Source organism: Vibrio rhodolitus (genome assembly GCF_003350325.1).
Lineage (GTDB): Bacteria > Pseudomonadota > Gammaproteobacteria > Enterobacterales > Vibrionaceae > Vibrio > Vibrio rhodolitus.
In genome coordinates, this window is the sequence record NZ_QLYZ01000002.1 from 1 (window position 1) to 16665 (window position 16665).

Annotated in this window: 15 protein-coding genes; 5 read left to right on the forward strand and 10 right to left on the reverse strand. The window is 44.3% G+C overall.

Annotation, left to right across the window (positions count from 1 at the left end; translation table 11 throughout):
* The 4 genes from DPF93_RS02065 to DPF93_RS02080 form a co-directional block, all read right to left on the reverse strand.
* Nucleotides 1-1541 (reverse strand): M16 family metallopeptidase (locus tag DPF93_RS02065; protein ID WP_164675289.1); only part of this gene is annotated, 1541 nt, incomplete at its 3' end.
* 78 nt (nucleotides 1542-1619) lie between these two features.
* Nucleotides 1620-4070, reverse strand: a complete 2451-nt coding sequence (locus DPF93_RS02070; RefSeq protein ID WP_164675290.1) for a TonB-dependent receptor plug domain-containing protein — start codon at nucleotides 4068-4070, stop codon at nucleotides 1620-1622.
* Nucleotides 4071-4401: 331 nt separating this feature from the next.
* Nucleotides 4402-4923 (reverse strand): DUF2058 domain-containing protein, encoded by a 522-nt coding sequence (locus tag DPF93_RS02075; protein ID WP_114764567.1) that lies wholly within the window; start codon nucleotides 4921-4923, stop codon nucleotides 4402-4404.
* Nucleotides 4924-5050: 127 nt separating this feature from the next.
* Entirely contained in the window at nucleotides 5051-5866 is an 816-nt protein-coding gene (locus tag DPF93_RS02080) for a GGDEF domain-containing protein (RefSeq protein WP_114764568.1), read from the reverse strand.
* Between the two features lie 309 nt (nucleotides 5867-6175).
* On the opposite strand from DPF93_RS02080, the gene DPF93_RS02085 reads away from it, so the two are divergent.
* Entirely contained in the window at nucleotides 6176-6640 is a 465-nt protein-coding gene (locus DPF93_RS02085) for an ASCH domain-containing protein (protein ID WP_114764569.1), read from the forward strand.
* A gap of 247 nt (nucleotides 6641-6887) precedes the next feature.
* On the forward strand, nucleotides 6888-7052 hold the full coding sequence (locus DPF93_RS21235) for a hypothetical protein (RefSeq protein ID WP_164675291.1): 165 nt from the start codon (nucleotides 6888-6890) through the stop codon (nucleotides 7050-7052).
* A 51-nt stretch (nucleotides 7053-7103) separates the two neighbouring features.
* Here the strand turns inward: DPF93_RS21235 and DPF93_RS21240 are convergent, their stop codons facing one another.
* The 4 genes from DPF93_RS21240 to zwf all read right to left on the reverse strand — a co-directional run bounded on the left by DPF93_RS21240 (nucleotide 7104) and on the right by zwf (nucleotide 11210).
* Nucleotides 7104-7247 (reverse strand): hypothetical protein, encoded by a 144-nt coding sequence (locus DPF93_RS21240; protein ID WP_164675292.1) that lies wholly within the window; start codon nucleotides 7245-7247, stop codon nucleotides 7104-7106.
* Between the two features lie 264 nt (nucleotides 7248-7511).
* A complete protein-coding gene (gnd, locus tag DPF93_RS02090) occupies nucleotides 7512-8960 on the reverse strand; it encodes a decarboxylating NADP(+)-dependent phosphogluconate dehydrogenase (protein WP_114764570.1) in 1449 nt (482 codons plus the stop codon).
* A 34-nt stretch (nucleotides 8961-8994) separates the two neighbouring features.
* Nucleotides 8995-9711: a 6-phosphogluconolactonase gene (pgl, locus tag DPF93_RS02095; protein WP_114764571.1), complete on the reverse strand. Its 717-nt coding sequence runs from the start codon at nucleotides 9709-9711 to the stop codon at nucleotides 8995-8997.
* Entirely contained in the window at nucleotides 9708-11210 is a 1503-nt protein-coding gene (gene zwf / locus DPF93_RS02100; protein WP_164675303.1) for a glucose-6-phosphate dehydrogenase, read from the reverse strand. Before zwf ends, pgl begins: the two co-directional genes overlap by 4 nt.
* A gap of 465 nt (nucleotides 11211-11675) precedes the next feature.
* On the opposite strand from zwf, the gene DPF93_RS02105 reads away from it, so the two are divergent.
* The 3 genes from DPF93_RS02105 (at nucleotide 11676) to DPF93_RS02115 (ending at nucleotide 13332) form a co-directional block, all read left to right on the forward strand.
* Nucleotides 11676-12059 (forward strand): cytochrome b562, encoded by a 384-nt coding sequence (locus DPF93_RS02105; RefSeq protein WP_114764573.1) that lies wholly within the window; start codon nucleotides 11676-11678, stop codon nucleotides 12057-12059.
* Nucleotides 12060-12149: 90 nt separating this feature from the next.
* Nucleotides 12150-12656: an opioid growth factor receptor-related protein gene (locus DPF93_RS02110; RefSeq protein ID WP_114764574.1), complete on the forward strand. Its 507-nt coding sequence runs from the start codon at nucleotides 12150-12152 to the stop codon at nucleotides 12654-12656.
* 25 nt (nucleotides 12657-12681) lie between these two features.
* Nucleotides 12682-13332, forward strand: coding sequence for a Qnr family pentapeptide repeat protein (locus DPF93_RS02115; RefSeq protein ID WP_114764575.1), 651 nt, complete (start codon nucleotides 12682-12684; stop codon nucleotides 13330-13332).
* Between the two features lie 54 nt (nucleotides 13333-13386).
* On the opposite strand, the gene msrB is transcribed toward DPF93_RS02115, so the two are convergent.
* Both msrB and DPF93_RS02125 read right to left on the reverse strand, forming a co-directional pair.
* The gene (gene msrB / locus DPF93_RS02120) at nucleotides 13387-14523 is read right to left on the reverse strand and encodes a peptide-methionine (R)-S-oxide reductase MsrB (RefSeq protein WP_114764576.1); all 1137 of its coding nucleotides are present in this window, start codon (nucleotides 14521-14523) and stop codon (nucleotides 13387-13389) included.
* A 238-nt stretch (nucleotides 14524-14761) separates the two neighbouring features.
* Nucleotides 14762-16510, reverse strand: coding sequence for a formate--tetrahydrofolate ligase (locus tag DPF93_RS02125; RefSeq protein ID WP_114764577.1), 1749 nt, complete (start codon nucleotides 16508-16510; stop codon nucleotides 14762-14764).
* Nucleotides 16511-16665: the final 155 nt, after the last annotated feature.

Below are 16665 nucleotides of genomic sequence, written 5' to 3' on the forward strand. Positions count from 1 at the left end.
TTGTGAGAAATGATCTTTGCTGCTGGTGGCACGCTTTCCATTAGTTCTTTATTGACCGTAACAGGTTTAATCGATGCTGGTGGATTGGCTATAGCGGTTTTCCACGCGACGTTAATCTGTGTTGCCGACGGCAACTTTTCTTGGTTTTCTGGTTTGATTTGTGCAATCACCAGAGGGTTTAGCTCACTGACCATCTGCTTTAGATGCAAATTGACATCTGGCAGTGAAATCTCATCACTCAAGCGTTTAACGGTTTGAGCGAACTCATCAGTGTCCAGTTGCGGTGATTGTGCTCGTAAGCGATTAAAGATCGACATTAATACACGGCGGTTGGTGGTGTCTCGCAGTGAATCCGCCATTTGGGTATAACGATTGGTAATACTTTGCTTAACCGTTGTCAGATCAGAATCTGAAAATCCATGTTCAGCATAACGGCTCAGCTCAGAGAACGCTTCATCAATTGACGCTGCATAATCTTCACCAGTTAACAAAACCATTAGGCGGTTGTTGCGATAGCCAGTGGCGATAGGGCGAGCCATCATCATCATCTTGCTCACGTGTTCACTTTCCACTTGGTATTGCTCGCGCAAACGCTTATTCAGCGCTTGCATGGTGATTTCGTTCAGCAACTGTGCCTTTAGTTCCGCTTCAGTGTGCGGTTCTTTTTCATGAGCTCTAAAGTTGAACGAAAGTACTTCAGTGGTGATTTCACTATCTGCTATTACTTCCAAGCGCACTCGATTATCGAGAGGAATTGTTAGATCTGGGCGTTGCGGCAGTGTTTTTGCCGGTAAAGAGCCAAAGTGACGCTTAAGCAGTTGCTCAACTTGAGTTTGATTGGTGGCACCGACCACAATTAGGGTCATATTGTTTGGGTGATACCAATCTTGCCAAAATGCTTCAATGCGGCTGGCATCAACGTGGCGCACTAACTCCATATCGCCTATTGGCTCACGTTCGCCAAATCGACTCCCCTGTAAGAGAATTTCACGGTTTGCTGTGCCCAAACGCGCCATCATATTTAGACCACTGCGCCATTCTTCTTCAACCACAGGGCGCTCTTTTTCGAGTTCGTTTTGAGCAAAAACTAGCGAACTGGCCTGCTCGGCGAGCATGTCAAAGCCTTCGTTCAACATTTGCTCTGAGTTGTTTGGCAAGTGAAGAAAGTACGACGTGGTGTAGTATTCGGTCATCGCGTTGACGTCACGACCAAAGACCATGCCCAGCGCTTCTTGGTGCTCAATCAGCGTATTGGCTGGGTACTTCTCAGTACCATTGAAAGCCATGTGCTCGACTAAATGAGCAATGCCTTTTTGGTCATCCGCTTCATCAAGAGAGCCTGCATGTACCACAAGTTGCATCGATACACGGTTTTGTGGTCGCTCGTTTTCAACCAGAATGTAGCGCATGCCATTACTTAGTTGACCTTGGATCAAATCTTGGCGCAACGTTAAGGCAGTATCTTGAGGCAGCGAGCTTGTATAGTAATTGCAGCCTGAAAGGCCAACGCATGCCGCGATAATTATTGAAATATACTTCATAGAGAAAATAGCGCTATTGGCGCAAATCCTTGTTGTTTAGAAAGTTAAGGAAAGTAATCGGTTTAGTTTCGAATCGGCTTAGTTTCGTACGTTGATGTTCAACCAAACTTGTCGACCTGAGTTGTAATGCTCATTTGGAATATTGTTACCAAGCTGAATTCCTGACACAGAGACAACTTCTTGGGTGTTAAGTAGGTTGGTGACGCTTAAGCCCAGTACGACGTGATCATCGAGTTGAGTCGGAGTCCAGTTGACTGCCATATCCCAAGTCACAAGGTCATCTAACTCTGTGGTTGCCAGAGAGTTAACGGACTCCATTTGCCCATCGATCTCGACGCTCGCCATGCCTTGAAACGCGGTGGTTTTTTTACCTTGTTGGTAGTTAACACGGTTGTTCCACACTAAGCCGATGTCCTGCCAATACATATTGAGGTCAAGGCTACTTTTGATTGGCGATTGGTAGCCACTGACATCCATTTCGCCATAGCGAACCAGTTGTCCATCAATAAGCACCCAGTCATCTTGGAAACCGCTATTTAGGTCATTACCTTGATCGTAAGTCGCTTTTAGATCGCCATGACCACGGCGGTGGTTGTAGGAAACTTTCCAGTTGGCGCTAAAGTGACCGCCCGCGAGTTCATAAGGCTGGATTGTCGCAGCTTCAAAGCTGACAATTTGATCATCACTTTTTACGTTGTTATGGATAGTCGCGGTGCCCTCTGCTGAATCGGTTGAATAAGAAAGCCCGTCTCTTTGCTGACGATAGATATAGACGGTATTCAGTGCAAAGTTGTTTACATCAACAGCCCATGATGCGGTGTATTCATCAGAATAAGGGACATCAGCTTGGCTAAGTTCTAAGCCTTCATACTCAGTGGTGGTTTGACAAGTCAGATTATCTGGGGATAGGTTTTGCCAGTTACCATCGTTAGGAGTACAGCTTCTTGAGTTTGATTGGTACTTTTTCTGCTCAGCCTTTAATGCCCAGCCTAATAAGTTGGCACTGTAGTAGCGGTTAGCACCTAACGTAAGTCGGTTGGTGTCAACCAAATTAAAGTCCCAACTGGTGTTTAAACGCGGAGAAAAAACGGTAGCATCGAAAACACTCATATGATCTAAACGACCACCTAGATAGAGTCCCCAACGATCCCATTGCATTTGGTTACTGGCAAATAGGCTATATTGCTGCGCATCAGCATGGTAGTTAGCACCGTCGTAACGAGTCAGTGTTGAGATAACAGGGTTACCCGGCACGATTTCTTGATGCTGATAGACAACATGATCTTCTGGTCTGTCGACAGTCCCAACTTGATGGCTTGCTTCTACGCCAATGCTAGGGATACTCTCGATGCCATAGAACATGACGGGATCACCATGCAGTGCGGATTTGAACTGATAAGAATCTTGCTTTTGCTCTAGATTACCGTAGCTACCTTGGTTGCTAAACTCGAAACCACTGCTTGTGCGTTTCATATAAGTAACGAAATAGTCGCTATCGGCATTGCGCTCGTCCGTTAATTGGTCATAAGAGAGAACATTTTCCCATTGACCAAACGGCAAGCTGCGCTCTACTTTAATGGTGCCGCCAAAACCAGTATGTGAGTTGGTTGTTTCACTATTTTTCTGCGGTGCATTGTCACTGTGTGAGTCATTCATAAAGTTATTGCTTTGATGATTTGCATAGCGCAGGTCGGTTGTCGTCTGCCAGTCGCCTTGTTGCCATACATGAGTCACAAAGATGTTATCCATCGTTTGGTCAACGTCTTTATTCTGCTCAAGTGGAATTTCAGACACTTGGTGACTGACATTTATTGCCAGTTTTTGCGTATCGCTAATCGCTCCGCCAAGGTGCAGGGCATGCATACGTTTTTGGAAATTAGGTTGATATTTTCCTGAACCATCAATGGGAGTGCCGTAGGAATCTTTAAAGTTTTCACCTACTTTTTGCGGGCTATTCCAATCGCTATCGTTCATGCGGAAACTGTAATCGATAGTAAAATCATCGGTTGGCTTACGCAGTTCAGCGTTGACTACACCGCCAGTAAAGCCGCCATGTTCAGCGCCAATGTTATGATCGAGCACCTCAATGCTATCGACAAGATTGGTATCGACAAAATAACCAGAGGTATGACCGGAGGTCAGTTCGGTCGGCAGTTCGTTATCGTTGCCAAAAGTGGTGGAGTTGTTTACACCTACGCCGCCAATGGTATATTTGGTTTGGTGTGGGCGTGCACCCGAAATCGAGATCTCTTCCGGTTTTAAATCACCGCCTTGCATTGAACTTTGCGCATCATCGATACCGATTCGAGGCTCATGTTTTAGTGCTTGTGAGATGGATGGGTTGTCAATGGGTGCTTGCTCAAGCTCTTCGCGATCAACGGTGATTTGCGAGCCCGTGACAACCACTACCTCAAGATGCGGTTTTTCTGTCTGTGTGCTAGTTTGGCTTTCTTGGGCGAGTGCTGTGTGGCCGTATAGTGCGGAACATACGCCTATAAAAATTGGGGTTAATTTGTGGTAGCTATCCATAGATCCTACTGCTTTCTGATGAAAAGATGAACGATAGTGGTGCTTTGCTAAAATCTTAACGAATATAGTAATAAGTATGATAACCATTATCATTTAGATTGCGTATCATCCACAATTATGGCTTTGATGCAAGGAAATATTGATAGATCAGATAGTAAATGAGCAAAGATGCGTTAAAAAACACACCTTTGTCACGCTGTTGTTACGAGTGGTTAGCATTTAAATCGTTGCGATTGAAATGATTGTGCTGAAATTGGGGCACAAAAAAAGCCATCAAATTCCTTTGATGGCTTCATTTAGCTTTTGGCGTTAGAAGGTCTGAAGCGACTAATTACCACATCAGATCGTCAGGAACGACGAAGTCTGCATATGGGTCATCTTCATCGACGCTATCGGTTTGTTTTTCTTTCTGGTCGATAATCGCCGTTTCATCACGTTGGGAGATTTTATCTGCCACGGCACTTGGGATCACAACATAGCTATCTTCTGTGCGAGCAATCGCCAAAATACCTTTGCTCAGTTGATCACGAACAAGCTGCTCGACATAAAGAGACTTGACGAGAGTGCCATCAGTAAAGTTGTATTTGATATCACCATCGCCTAGATCGATTTTGTTCATTTCAATCAATTGCTTGATTTGTGACTGAATCTCTTTGTTTAGACGCTGCTCATTTTGTTGAGCACTTAGCTCTTTGTCACGCTCTTGTTGAAGGCGCTTGTTTTCTTCGACCGCGGCTTTTACTTCACGTGCTTGTACGCGAGATTTCTTTGAGCCTTTTTTTGCCTTCTTTAATTTTTTTTCGTTAACAAGACCTGCTTTTAGCATTTGCTCTTGGAGTGTCAGTTTTGCCATGGTGTTCTCTGTAAGTTGGACTTGCGATAATTCTACATGACAGACCAGCGCAAAATAAAGTGGGGATTGCACTGAGCATGTATCATCTATCTTAGAACGACGGGATTTTTCGCATCAAATGTTGTGACTAAATCAGATAGGGAGATGCTTTGAACTCCTGCATTTCGCTCAGGTTTTCTTTTGCTTCGATCGTAGCTTTCGTAATATCGCCAGACTCCCATGGCGCAGTGCCATAGCTAAACTGAATGCTTTCACGGTCACAAGCACGCATAAATTGGTCGATAAATTTTCGTGCACTCTCAATGTCTATAATCGCGATGAATTCATCTCCACCTACACGATAAGCATAACCAATGTCATTACAGCAATTTATTAATTGGTCACCAAAGGTATAGAGTAACTTATCGCCAAAGTTATGCCCTCTTTCATTATTTAACTCATTGAGATTGTCGATATCGAAATAGAAAAGCTGATAATTACCCTTAGGTATAATTTTTAAAGCCGCTCTTGTATAGCAGTTGGTTAAATTGTCGGTCAGAGCCAATTTGTTCACTTGGCGCAAATAGTTGTACGAACCGATAATAATACATGCATAAGCGCCAATTAGTAGGGCTTCATCTAACAGAGCATCAGCAAAAGGGAAACGGCTACTAATGTGAATGTCAATAAAGACGATTTCTGTTAAAGCATCATAAATGCCGTTCAAGATAGCGAGGATGATGCCAGTGCGAATGATTTGGGAGCTGATGACGCCTTTAGCGATAGACGCTAAGACTAATACACAATAGAGGCGAGTGACTTCTAGGATATAGTCGTAAGTCGATTCAATTTCGATATCAAGCGTAAATACGGGTACCCAAGCTAAAATCGGTACAATCAAAAAAATGGCTAGTTTGTTGAGCAAACCGGACGTAATTTGATTGTCATTATATAGCTCACGCATGTCTAAACCTAAATCCCAATTTTAGAAAGAAATGTTGTTTTTTCATTATAACGACTTTTATCTTTGCCAAGTCAATTAATAACAATGATAAATTTGTGGTTATTTGCTTTAGGTAATTAAATGTGAACTGTCTCCAGCAATTTGTGTATCAAATGAAAATGAAATACAACCTCTAGCATATATATTATTCACAATAGATAATTTACGTAATTACATTTACAAACGTTACATTAGATAGGCAGTGGGTGCTTTTTTACTTGGTAAGGTGAAGAGCATCCTTGGTGATTATTAAGCAGTAAGGAAAGGAAAATGAATCAGCACCAGCGTGCATTTTTAGACTCTTATCTATCAACTCTGACCGATGATCAACGGGCGGCAATCCCTCAAGTCTATGCAGAACATTTTTGCGCCGATGAATATAATGCCAACGAGTGCGCCCGCTTGGTTGCTCAAGGGATCAAACGAGCATCGTGCAGCTTGAAACAGGGTTACGATCTTGATCAGGAGCCACTGCCTAAAGTCGGCAGATTAACGGTTGTGCTTAATTGGCAGCAAGAGCCAGTTTGCATTACTCGCCATACAGACGTTCAAATTTGTCCATTTAACCAGGTAACTGCCGAGTTTGCTGCGTTAGAAGGCGAGGGAGATGGCAGTTATCAATGGTGGCACAAGGCACATATCAAGTTTTTCACTCAGTATGCGCATGAAGTGGGCGCAACCTTTAATGAAAACTCGGAACTGGTTTTGGAGAAATTTGAAAAGGTTTATCCTTAGCTTATGAATCATCGATTTTTAGTATATTTAATCAATGTTAGCGTCAAGTTACGGCGATTATGTGTGCAGTTAGATGCATTTGGATAAGTTTTTGTAGCGCAATATAAGGCTTGGGAATACAATCCTGTTTTTAAAATTGCAGTAACTTTTCTAAATGAATAGAGCAAATGTTGCAGGGACAATCATAGCCACTAGTGGCTTTGCGGCGTTTCTATTTTTGTTTGCATCCGGGAGCAATGTGCCCTTGATGCAATGGCCAATCGAAGCGTTGCAGGGACTTGCATTCACCTTCGCTTGGGGGCTTGGTGTACCAAGCTATCTTGCTTATGGGCTGTCAGTGGTGTTGATGGTCGCCGTCTTTTACAGTTTTTTTCGCATTGGTAAGCGAGTCTCTCAACTGTTTCTTAAGTAAGATATTTTAGCGTTAATGAAAAAGCCCAACTTAGTGTTGGGCTTGTTGTATCTAGTCTTCCAATTCGCCTGCTTGTTGCGCTTGTCTAACTAAATTTTGACGTTCAGCTTCCGTTTCTGATATCAATTGAGTTTCCTTTTCAATCTGCTCCTCAATTGCTTGAGGATTAAAAACAAAGTACTTATTCGTATGCATAAGTGACCTCAATCTATTGTTAGTGCTGACACTACTAGCTGCTGAAAACGAAAATTCTTGCGTCAATTTCGTGCCGGATACCTTAATTGAAGCTCATGATCCCCACATCCTCCACCTAGAAAATATTTTAGGCGTAGATCACAGTATGAGAGGGATGAGGAACAAGGCTGAGTGCGCCTTTGCTAGCGGAGAAATAAAAAGGCCGGCAGTATACGCCGACCTTGAATTTGCTATAACAAGCTTTACATTACGTTAACCGAGCGATTATACGTCGTAAGTTGTTGATGCTGTGTTACCGCCTGTACCTGTCCAGTTAGTGTGGAAGAATTCACCACGTGCACGGTCAGTACGCTCGTAAGTGTGAGCACCGAAGTAGTCACGTTGAGCTTGTAGCAAGTTAGCTGGTAGACGCGCAGTAGTGTAACCATCTAGGAAGGTTAGTGCAGAAGTCGTACATGGCATTGGGATGCCATTTTCTAGTGACTTAGCTGCTACTTTACGCCATGCGCTTAGGCTGCCTTGTAGGATGTTTTTGAAGTACTCATCTGAACCTAGGAATGCAAGTTCAGGGTTCGCTTCGTATGCATCACGGATGTTACCTAGGAATGCACTGCGGATGATACAACCACCACGCCACATTAGTGCTACGTTACCGTAGTTTAGGTCCCAGCCATTTTCGTTTGAAGCTTCACGCATTAGCATAAAGCCTTGAGCGTAAGAGATGATCTTAGACGCAAGTAGCGCTTGGCGTAGAGCGTCAACCCACTCTTGCTTATCACCTTCAACTGGTGCAATAGTCTTGCCGAATAGTTGCTCAGCTTCAACACGCTGGTCTTTCAGAGCAGATAGGCAACGTGCGAATACTGACTCAGAGATAAGCGTCAGTGGAATGCCTAGGTCAAGTGCGTTGATACCTGTCCATTTACCGGTACCTTTTTGGCCCGCGGTATCTAGGATTTTCTCAACTAGCGCTTCACCGTCTTCATCTTTGTAGCCAAGGATGTCAGCAGTGATTTCTACAAGGTAGCTGTTTAGTTCAGTTTGGTTCCATTCAGCAAATACAGCCTGCATTTCATCAGCAGACATACCTAGGCCATCTTTCATGAACTGGTAAGCTTCAGTGATAAGCTGCATATCGCCGTATTCGATACCGTTGTGTACCATTTTAACGAAGTGACCAGCGCCATCGTTACCAACCCAGTCACAGCAAGGCTCGCCAGCATCAGTTTTTGCTGAGATAGCTTGGAAGATAGGCTTAACCGCTTCCCAAGCTTCAGGTGCGCCGCCAGGCATGATAGAAGGACCAAATCGAGCACCTTCTTCACCACCAGATACACCCGTACCGATAAAGTGAATACCTTTCTCGCGCAGAGCTGCAACGCGACGGTTTGTGTCAGGGTAGTTAGTGTTACCACCATCAATGATGATGTCACCTTTGTCTAGTAGCGGAGTTAGTGCGTCGATAAATGCATCAACAACGTCACCAGCGCGAACCATAAGCATCACTTTACGTGGTGTTTCTAGCTTCTCTACTAATTCTTCTAGTGAGTATGCGCCAACGATGTTGGTATCTTTCGCTGGACCTTCTAGAAACTCGTCTACTTTCGCAGCTGTACGGTTATGAGCTACCACTTTAAAGCCATGGTCGTTCATGTTTAGGATAAGGTTTTGACCCATAACTGCTAGGCCAATTACACCGATATCACCTTTCATTGTCTTTCTCCAATTGTGTCGTACGACGCTCGCGTTAAGCGATTTTTGCTGCTGCGTCTGAATCTAAGTACCACTCGGTTGCGCCAGCGTTAGACTGGATTTTTGCTGCAGGGTAAGGCAGCTCACTCGCCGGAGTAGTGTGAATTTCGTTTACGATGTCAACTTTACCTGCGCCAAGCACTAGGTAGCTGATACGTTTCGCTGCTTCTAAAACCTTCGCTGTTTTTGAAACGCGGATTTGACCTGATTCTGGATGAGAAGCCAGTACTGATAGGTTCTCATCTTGGTAGTTAGTTACGCCAGGGAACAGTGATGCTGTATGACCATCTGCGCCAACACCAAGTAAAATCCAATCAAAGACAGGTGTACCGTTTTCACAAGGGATCACGTCCGCCATCTCTTTTGCAAAGCGCTCCGCTTCTGCTTGCGGCTCATCTTCACCACGAATACGGTGAATGTTCTCTGCTGGAATCGCTACTTGGCTAAACAGAAGTGCATTAGCTTCGCCGTAATTGCTTTCAGCATCATCCGGCGCTACACAACGCTCGTCACCCCACCAAAAGTGCAGGTTTTGCCATTGAATAGAGTCAGCGTATGTCTGGCTTGCAAGCAGCTTAAACAGCATTTTTGGCGTGCTGCCACCTGATAGAGAAATATGCACTGGGCGATTTTGCTCGCTGTATGCTTTCATATCGTTTGCTAGGCTTTCAACAACCTGCTCGGCAGTATCAAAGATCTTATGGTTGATCATAGTTCACAGTAATCCGTGTCTGTAAGGTTTTTACAAGGGTAGCGCCAAGCGCGTCCATCTCGTTGTAGTAAATCGTCTGATTCTTTTGGTCCCCAAGTTCCACATGCGTAACCGAATAGCGATTGTGGATCTTGTTTGAAATCGAGAATAGGTTGAACGTACTGCCAACAAGCTTCTACGGCGTCACTACGGGCGAATAGAGTGGCATCACCGTTTAGTGCATCAAGCAATAAACGCTCATAGGCGGTCAACATTTGTGTCTCTTGTAGGTCAGCGTAGTGGAAGTTCATTTTCACTTCCTTCGCTTTAAAGCCAGCACCTGGCTCTTTTAGACCAAAGCTCATCTGAATGCCTTCATCAGGCTGAATGCGGATGATGAGTTTGTTTTCAGGGGCATCTTGACCAAATACTGGGTGCGGCGTGTTTTTAAAGTGGATAACAACTTCAGTAACACGGGTTGGTAAGCGTTTACCAGTGCGCACATAGAAAGGAACACCGTTCCAACGCCAGTTGTTGATGTATGCTTTTAGACCAACGTAAGTTTCAGTACGAGAATCTTCCGCTACACCAGGCTCTTCACGATAGCCGACTAGGTGTTGACCACGGACATCCGAGGCAGTGTATTGACCCAGTACAAGGTTGTTGCGCAGGTCATGCTCGTCAAGAGGTTTTAGGCACTGAAGTACCTTAACCACTTCATCACGCATTGAGTCTGCATTGATTTGTGCTGGTGGCTCCATACCGACCATAGCAAGCACTTGCAGTAGGTGGTTTTGGAACATGTCGCGCATTGCGCCTGAACCGTCGTAGTAGCCGCCGCGTTCTTCTACACCCAAGAATTCAGCGCCAGTGATTTCAACGTAATCAATAAAGTTACGGTTCCACAGTGGCTCAAACATCGCGTTAGAGAAACGGAATACAAGGAGGTTTTGTACGGTTTCTTTACCTAGGTAATGGTCGATGCGGTAAATTTGGTGCTCTTGGAAGTGTTCATGGATATCTTTATCCAACTGACGTGCCGACTCTAAGTCATAGCCGAATGGCTTCTCGATGATGATGCGTTTCCAACCATCTTCTTCGCTGTTTAGACCATGAGCGGCTAGGCTTGCTGGGATCACACTGTACAGGCTTGGTGGCGTCGCTAGGTAGAATAGAGTATTGCGTTGTTCGAATGCGTATTCGCTAGCAATTTCGTCTAGGCGAGCGGTTAGCTTGCTGTAATCAGCGGTATCTGAAGTATTAATTGCTTGGTAGTGCAGGTGATTAATAAAAGCGTCTAGCGTCGCAGGTTCGGTTTTTTCCATTTCCTGCAGAGAATGCTTTAGTTTTTCACGGTAAGACTCGTCGCTGTATTCAGTGCGGCTTACGCCCAAAATAGCGAAGTTGTCAGGAAGCTGCTTGTTCGCGTAGAGGTGGTATAAGGCTGGGATCAACTTACGGTATGTTAAGTCGCCCGAAGCACCAAAAATAACGATGCTACTGTTTTCTGGAATTACCATCATCTTTCCCTTAAAACGAGGTAGTAACTGCGTGCCTAAGATGGCTTTCTTAATTCAAATTTCTAGGAAAGCAACCCTATCAACGACACCTCAAAATTGACAATCGATGATACCTATATGATTGATAGGTAAAATCGAAACGCATTAAGAAAAAACTCAATACGGCGCAGTATTGTCTACGACAATTTGATTTACATCAACTACCTAAAGTCTAATTGATTAATATATAACTGCTTTTTTTATGGCAAATTGTCGAGCTTTCAATATAAGCCTTAACTATCATTCGTTTAGCACACCTCCAACCTGTTTGGGTTAGGCAGCTAGATAGCTATGTTGTTCAGTATAGAAGGGATGTTAGACCAATTTTGAAACAATTAAGCTAGTGCGAGTAGTTTCGAAGCAGACTTCGTATGAATTAGACTAGCGCGAGGATAATGTATTTGTTGTCGCCTAAGGAGTGTAAAGGTGAAAAAAGTAATTTTGGTTGCTGCAATGGTGTTTGCCAGTCATAGCATGGCAAGCGATTTTGATCTTAAGTCAGCCATGAAACAGATGAAGCTCGATTTCAAACAAGCAGCAGAAGCGCAAACGGTCGCTGAGATGCAAACCGCCATCGACAGTTTTTCGCAGCTGGTTAAGCAATCTAAGCAGGCTAGCTACCCACAAGAGAAGCAGGAACTGTTTGTCGAGGGGTTCAATAAACTTTCCACGTCTATCGATGCGATCAACCAAGATTTACAGCAGGGTGATTTGGAAGGCGCAAAACAGCAGCTTAAAGTGATAGATACACTACGTGAAGAGTATCATGATAAACGCAATCCAAGCATCTGGAGCAAGTTATTTGGTTGATCCAAGCTAACAGGTAAGTTTTATCCAATTGATCTTTAGTCAAATTAAAGAGAATATCGCACGATGTTCTCTTTTTTATTGGGTTAAGTTGTGAGCCAAATTGCGGCATTTATGTTAGGGCAACAGAAAGACAGCTTAGGGCGTTCAATCCACGATCTGCAAAGTTATAACTATTTCTGGCTAGAACATGACCATAAGTTTATTCAGGTCTTATTTCCGATCGATCAAGGGCACAAGTTCAATCGTCATGCTCCGATAGTAACGGCAATCGATAGCGAGGAATTTTCTCGCAGTAAGTCAGCGCGAGAGGCGCACTTAACCTCATTGGACATGATGCTGGATTATTATGGTTTTGAGCGAACAGGCTTGGAAGTTCGAGTGCGCGATGAGTTAACGTTAGCTCGTCATGAATGGCCAAAACCGAAAAACCATAACCAATTACGTATTACCCGCATCCTACGCAGTTTATATTTGCTTGGGAATCAAGAAGTGGCGTTGTCTTTTTATTATGCCATCGTGGGGGCGTCGAAGCAGTTTGATACTGTTGATGATGTGGTATTAGAACACTGGTCGCGCGCAGTCGAGCTAAGTAAATAATCGGCTCTAGTCAGAGAGAATGATAATGAATGTTCAAGATAAAGTATTCGAAAATCATAGCTTTTCGAAACAAGACCTTACACAGTATCAGTTTGTGAAGTGCAAGTTTTTTAACTGTGATTTTAGCCGAGCGCAGTTGGTTGAAACCGAGTTTGAACAATGCAGCTTTATTGAGTCGGGCGACGTACAAGGGTGTAATTTTCGTTACGCGAATCTGCAAGAGGCAAGTTTTAAGAACTGCCAATTGGCGATGAGCGAGTTTGTTGGCAGCAACTGTTTTGGTATTGAGTTTCGCCAATGTGATTTGAAAGGTGCTAATTTTGCTCAAGCGCAGTTTGCTAACCAAATCAGTCACAACGTCTACTTTTGTTCCGCCTACATTACTGGCTGCAACCTTTCATATGCCAACTTTGAGCGAGCAGTGCTTGAAAAATGCGACTTGTTTGAAAATCGCTGGATTGATACCAACTTACAGGGGGCGTCGCTACGTGGATCTGACTTGAGTAATAGTGAGTTCTCAAGTGACATATGGGGCGACTTCATTATTCAAGAATGTGATTTAACTGATTGTGATCTTTCGGGTTTAAATCCAAAAGAGGTCAATTTGACAGGGGTTAAGATTGCCAGTTGGCAGCAGTCCCAGCTCCTTGAACAACTGGGTGTGATTGTGCTCTAAGTTGCATTAGGTTAAAGCCCAACCTATGGTTGGGCTATTTTCTCACTTGGGTACTTATCCTTCAAAAAGATAAAGGTACTCTTCGTATCCCTCTTTTTGGAGGTCTTCCTTGGCGATAAAACGCATTGCTGCAGAGTTCATACAGTAACGCAAGCCTGTAGGCTTCGGACCATCCTTAAACACATGCCCTAGGTGTGAATCACCGAAGCGGCTGCGCACTTCAGTTCGTGGGTAAACTAATTTGTAATCGGTTTGCGTGACAACAAATGCATCCTTGATTGGCTTGGTAAAACTTGGCCAGCCAGTGCCGGAGCGATATTTATCGGTCGATGAAAACAATGGCTCACCCGTTACAATATCGACATAGATCCCTTCCGCTTTATTGTCCCAATATTTGTTATCAAACGCACGTTCAGTGCCATCTTCCTGCGTAACGTAATATTGTAATTCGGTTAGTGATTTACGCAGCTCTGCATCACTTGGTTTTAAATAGCGTTTTCCTTGTGTGAGGAGCTTATTTTCATCAATCATCTCACGCAGAGTGACAGGATTCGACGTTCGGTCATCACCAAAAATCTCGTCTAGGTAAGAGTCGCGCCCAGAGGAGTAGCGGTAGTATTTGTAACGTACAGAGTTACGTTTGTAATAATCTTGGTGGTAATCTTCGGCGATCCAAAACGTTTCAAACGGTCTTAGTTCAGTTTTGAGTGGTTTTTTATACACTCCAAGCGCTTCTATCTCTTGCATGAAGTTTTGCGCAACTTGTTGCTGCTGCGCGCTATGATAGAAGATTGCAGGGCGGTATTGGGGGCCTCGGTCAACAAAAGAACCTTTGTCATCGGAGGGATCGATATGGCGGAAAAACTGATCCAATACTTGTTCATAGCTAACTTGAGCAGGATCGAAGGTGACTTGGATAACTTCAATGTGATTGGTTTTTCCCGACGCAACCTGTTTGTAACTAGGGTTTTCAATCGTTCCGCCTGAGTAGCCAGACACTACATCTATAACGCCAGGCAACTTCTCTAGATCAGCTTCCGTACACCAAAAGCAGCCGCCAGCCAAAGTTGCGATTTCTGTTTTTCCGCTAGTTTTGGTTTTAGACATTTCACTGTCCGCTTGACCAAAAAACGATGCAGCAAGTAAAAATATTGCCAGCAGCGGGAGTAATAACGATAGCTTGGTTCTCATACTAACCTCTAAATTTGTTCCTACTTGATACAACAGAACGGTTTCGCAGCGAAAAAATTCCGCAGTTTTGTTAATTTATTGTTTATAGGGATAAAGGCTAGGTTTCGATCTCTTCTGAATAGAAGTGAGGTTATCAATAAACAGAGTGAGTGGTAAGTCGGCTCAAGGTTGTGGCAGAGAAAGTAGTAAAGATAAAAAACGAGCCCTAAAGCTCGTTTCTGCTGATAGATGTTTGTACTTAACTAAGACCGATAATATTCCCGTCATCATCTAGATCTAAGTTCATAAACGCAGGCTTTTCTGGTAGCCCTGGCATGGTCATCACATTGCCGCATAGGGCGTAGATAAAGCCAGCACCGGCGCAGAGTTTCAGCTCGCGAATTGGCACGTAGAACTTGCTAGGTGCTCCTTTAATACTGCCGTCAGTCGAGATCGAGAGCGGCGTTTTCGCTAAGCAGACGGCAAGATTATCAAAGCCTTGCTTTTGATACTCTTCCAATTGATGTCGCGCTTGGTAACTCAGTGTTACGCTTGAAGCGCCATAGCCAACTTCAGCGACCGCCATCAACTTCTCTTCTGTAGTTTGCGTAAACTGATAAAGAGGTGTGAATTGACACTCTTGTTCACATTGTTTGAGTACTTTGCTAGCCAGTTCCAGTGTTCCTTCACCGCCTTTAGCAAAGCCTTCGCTAAGTGCTACTTCAACATTGTGAGGCAATGCTTCAATCATATTACGAAGTTGGCTTAGTTCTGTTTCACTGTCTTGTGGGAAGCGGTTGATTGCTACTACCGCTGGAACGCCATATTTTGCTACGTTCTCAATATGCCATTTTAGATTGGCGAATCCGGCTTCAAGTGCAGCGGCATCATCGGCAAACAGAGAATCAGGAATCGCTTGCCCTGGTTTTAAGTCATAGAGACCTGAGTTGGCTTTTAAACCGCGCAGTGTCGCAACGATGACTGCACAATCAGGCGCTTTGCCTGCTACTTGTGCCTTGATGTTACAGGCTTTCTCAAAGCCCATATCCGAACCAAAGCCACCTTCGGTCACCGTATAGTCAGCAAGACGCGTAGCGATATTGTCAGCAATGATTGAGGAATTTCCGTGGGCGATATTGGCAAATGGGCCTGCATGAATTAGCGTTGGCACACCTTCAAGCGTTTGCATCAAGGTTGGTTCTATCGCATCGCGCATACTAACTGCCATTGCGCCAGCAACTTGCAGATCTTCGGTTGTGATAGGGTTGCCATCAAGCGAGTAAGCGACCACAACACGACCAATTCGTTGACGTAGATCTTTAAGATCGGAAGAGAGGGCAAGTATCGCCATCAACTCAGAGGCGGCAGAGATATCGAATCCATCTTCACGCTCAAAACCGTTGATGTCTTTACCCAACTCGTTTTTACCCACAGTTACCATGCGTAAAGCGCGGTCGTTATGATCCATTACGCGTTTCCAAACCACACGCTTTGGATCGATTTTTAGTGCTTTTAGTCCGCTGCGAGTTTCGAAGTCATCGTAACCATTACGTTGTTCATGGTAGATACGCGCATCAATGGCTGCGGCGGCTAGGTTGTGTGCAGCCGTTACCGCATGAATATCGCCAGTGAGATGGAGATTTAACTCTTCCATTGGGGCAACTTGTGAGTAGCCACCACCAGCTGCGCCACCTTTAACACCAAATACCGGTCCCATTGATGGTTGGCGAATACACGCCATCACAGAGTGATTAAGCTTAGCTATTCCCTGGGCAAGCCCAACGGTTGTAACCGTTTTACCCTCGCCAAGTGGAGTAGGTGTGATTGCGGTAACGACAATTAGCTTACCACTTGCTCGATTATTTATACGTTTTAAGCAGTTGAGCGAAACTTTAGCTTTGTGTTTACCTTGACTGTGAAACTCTTCTGGCAGAAGACCTGCACGAGAGGCAATGTCATGAATTGATGACAATGATGTAGTACGGCAAATATCTATATCCGACAGCATAAAACCCTCAATTATGCGAAGAAAATGGACACGAAAACGTTTGCGCAAGAATAATAGCGCCAAAAAGTGCTTTGTAAAGGAATAGTTTGTAGCACAGTGTCCACTCAGGTCGGTTACTATGCTCGGGAAAGGGCGTTTATACAAGCAAAAACGGC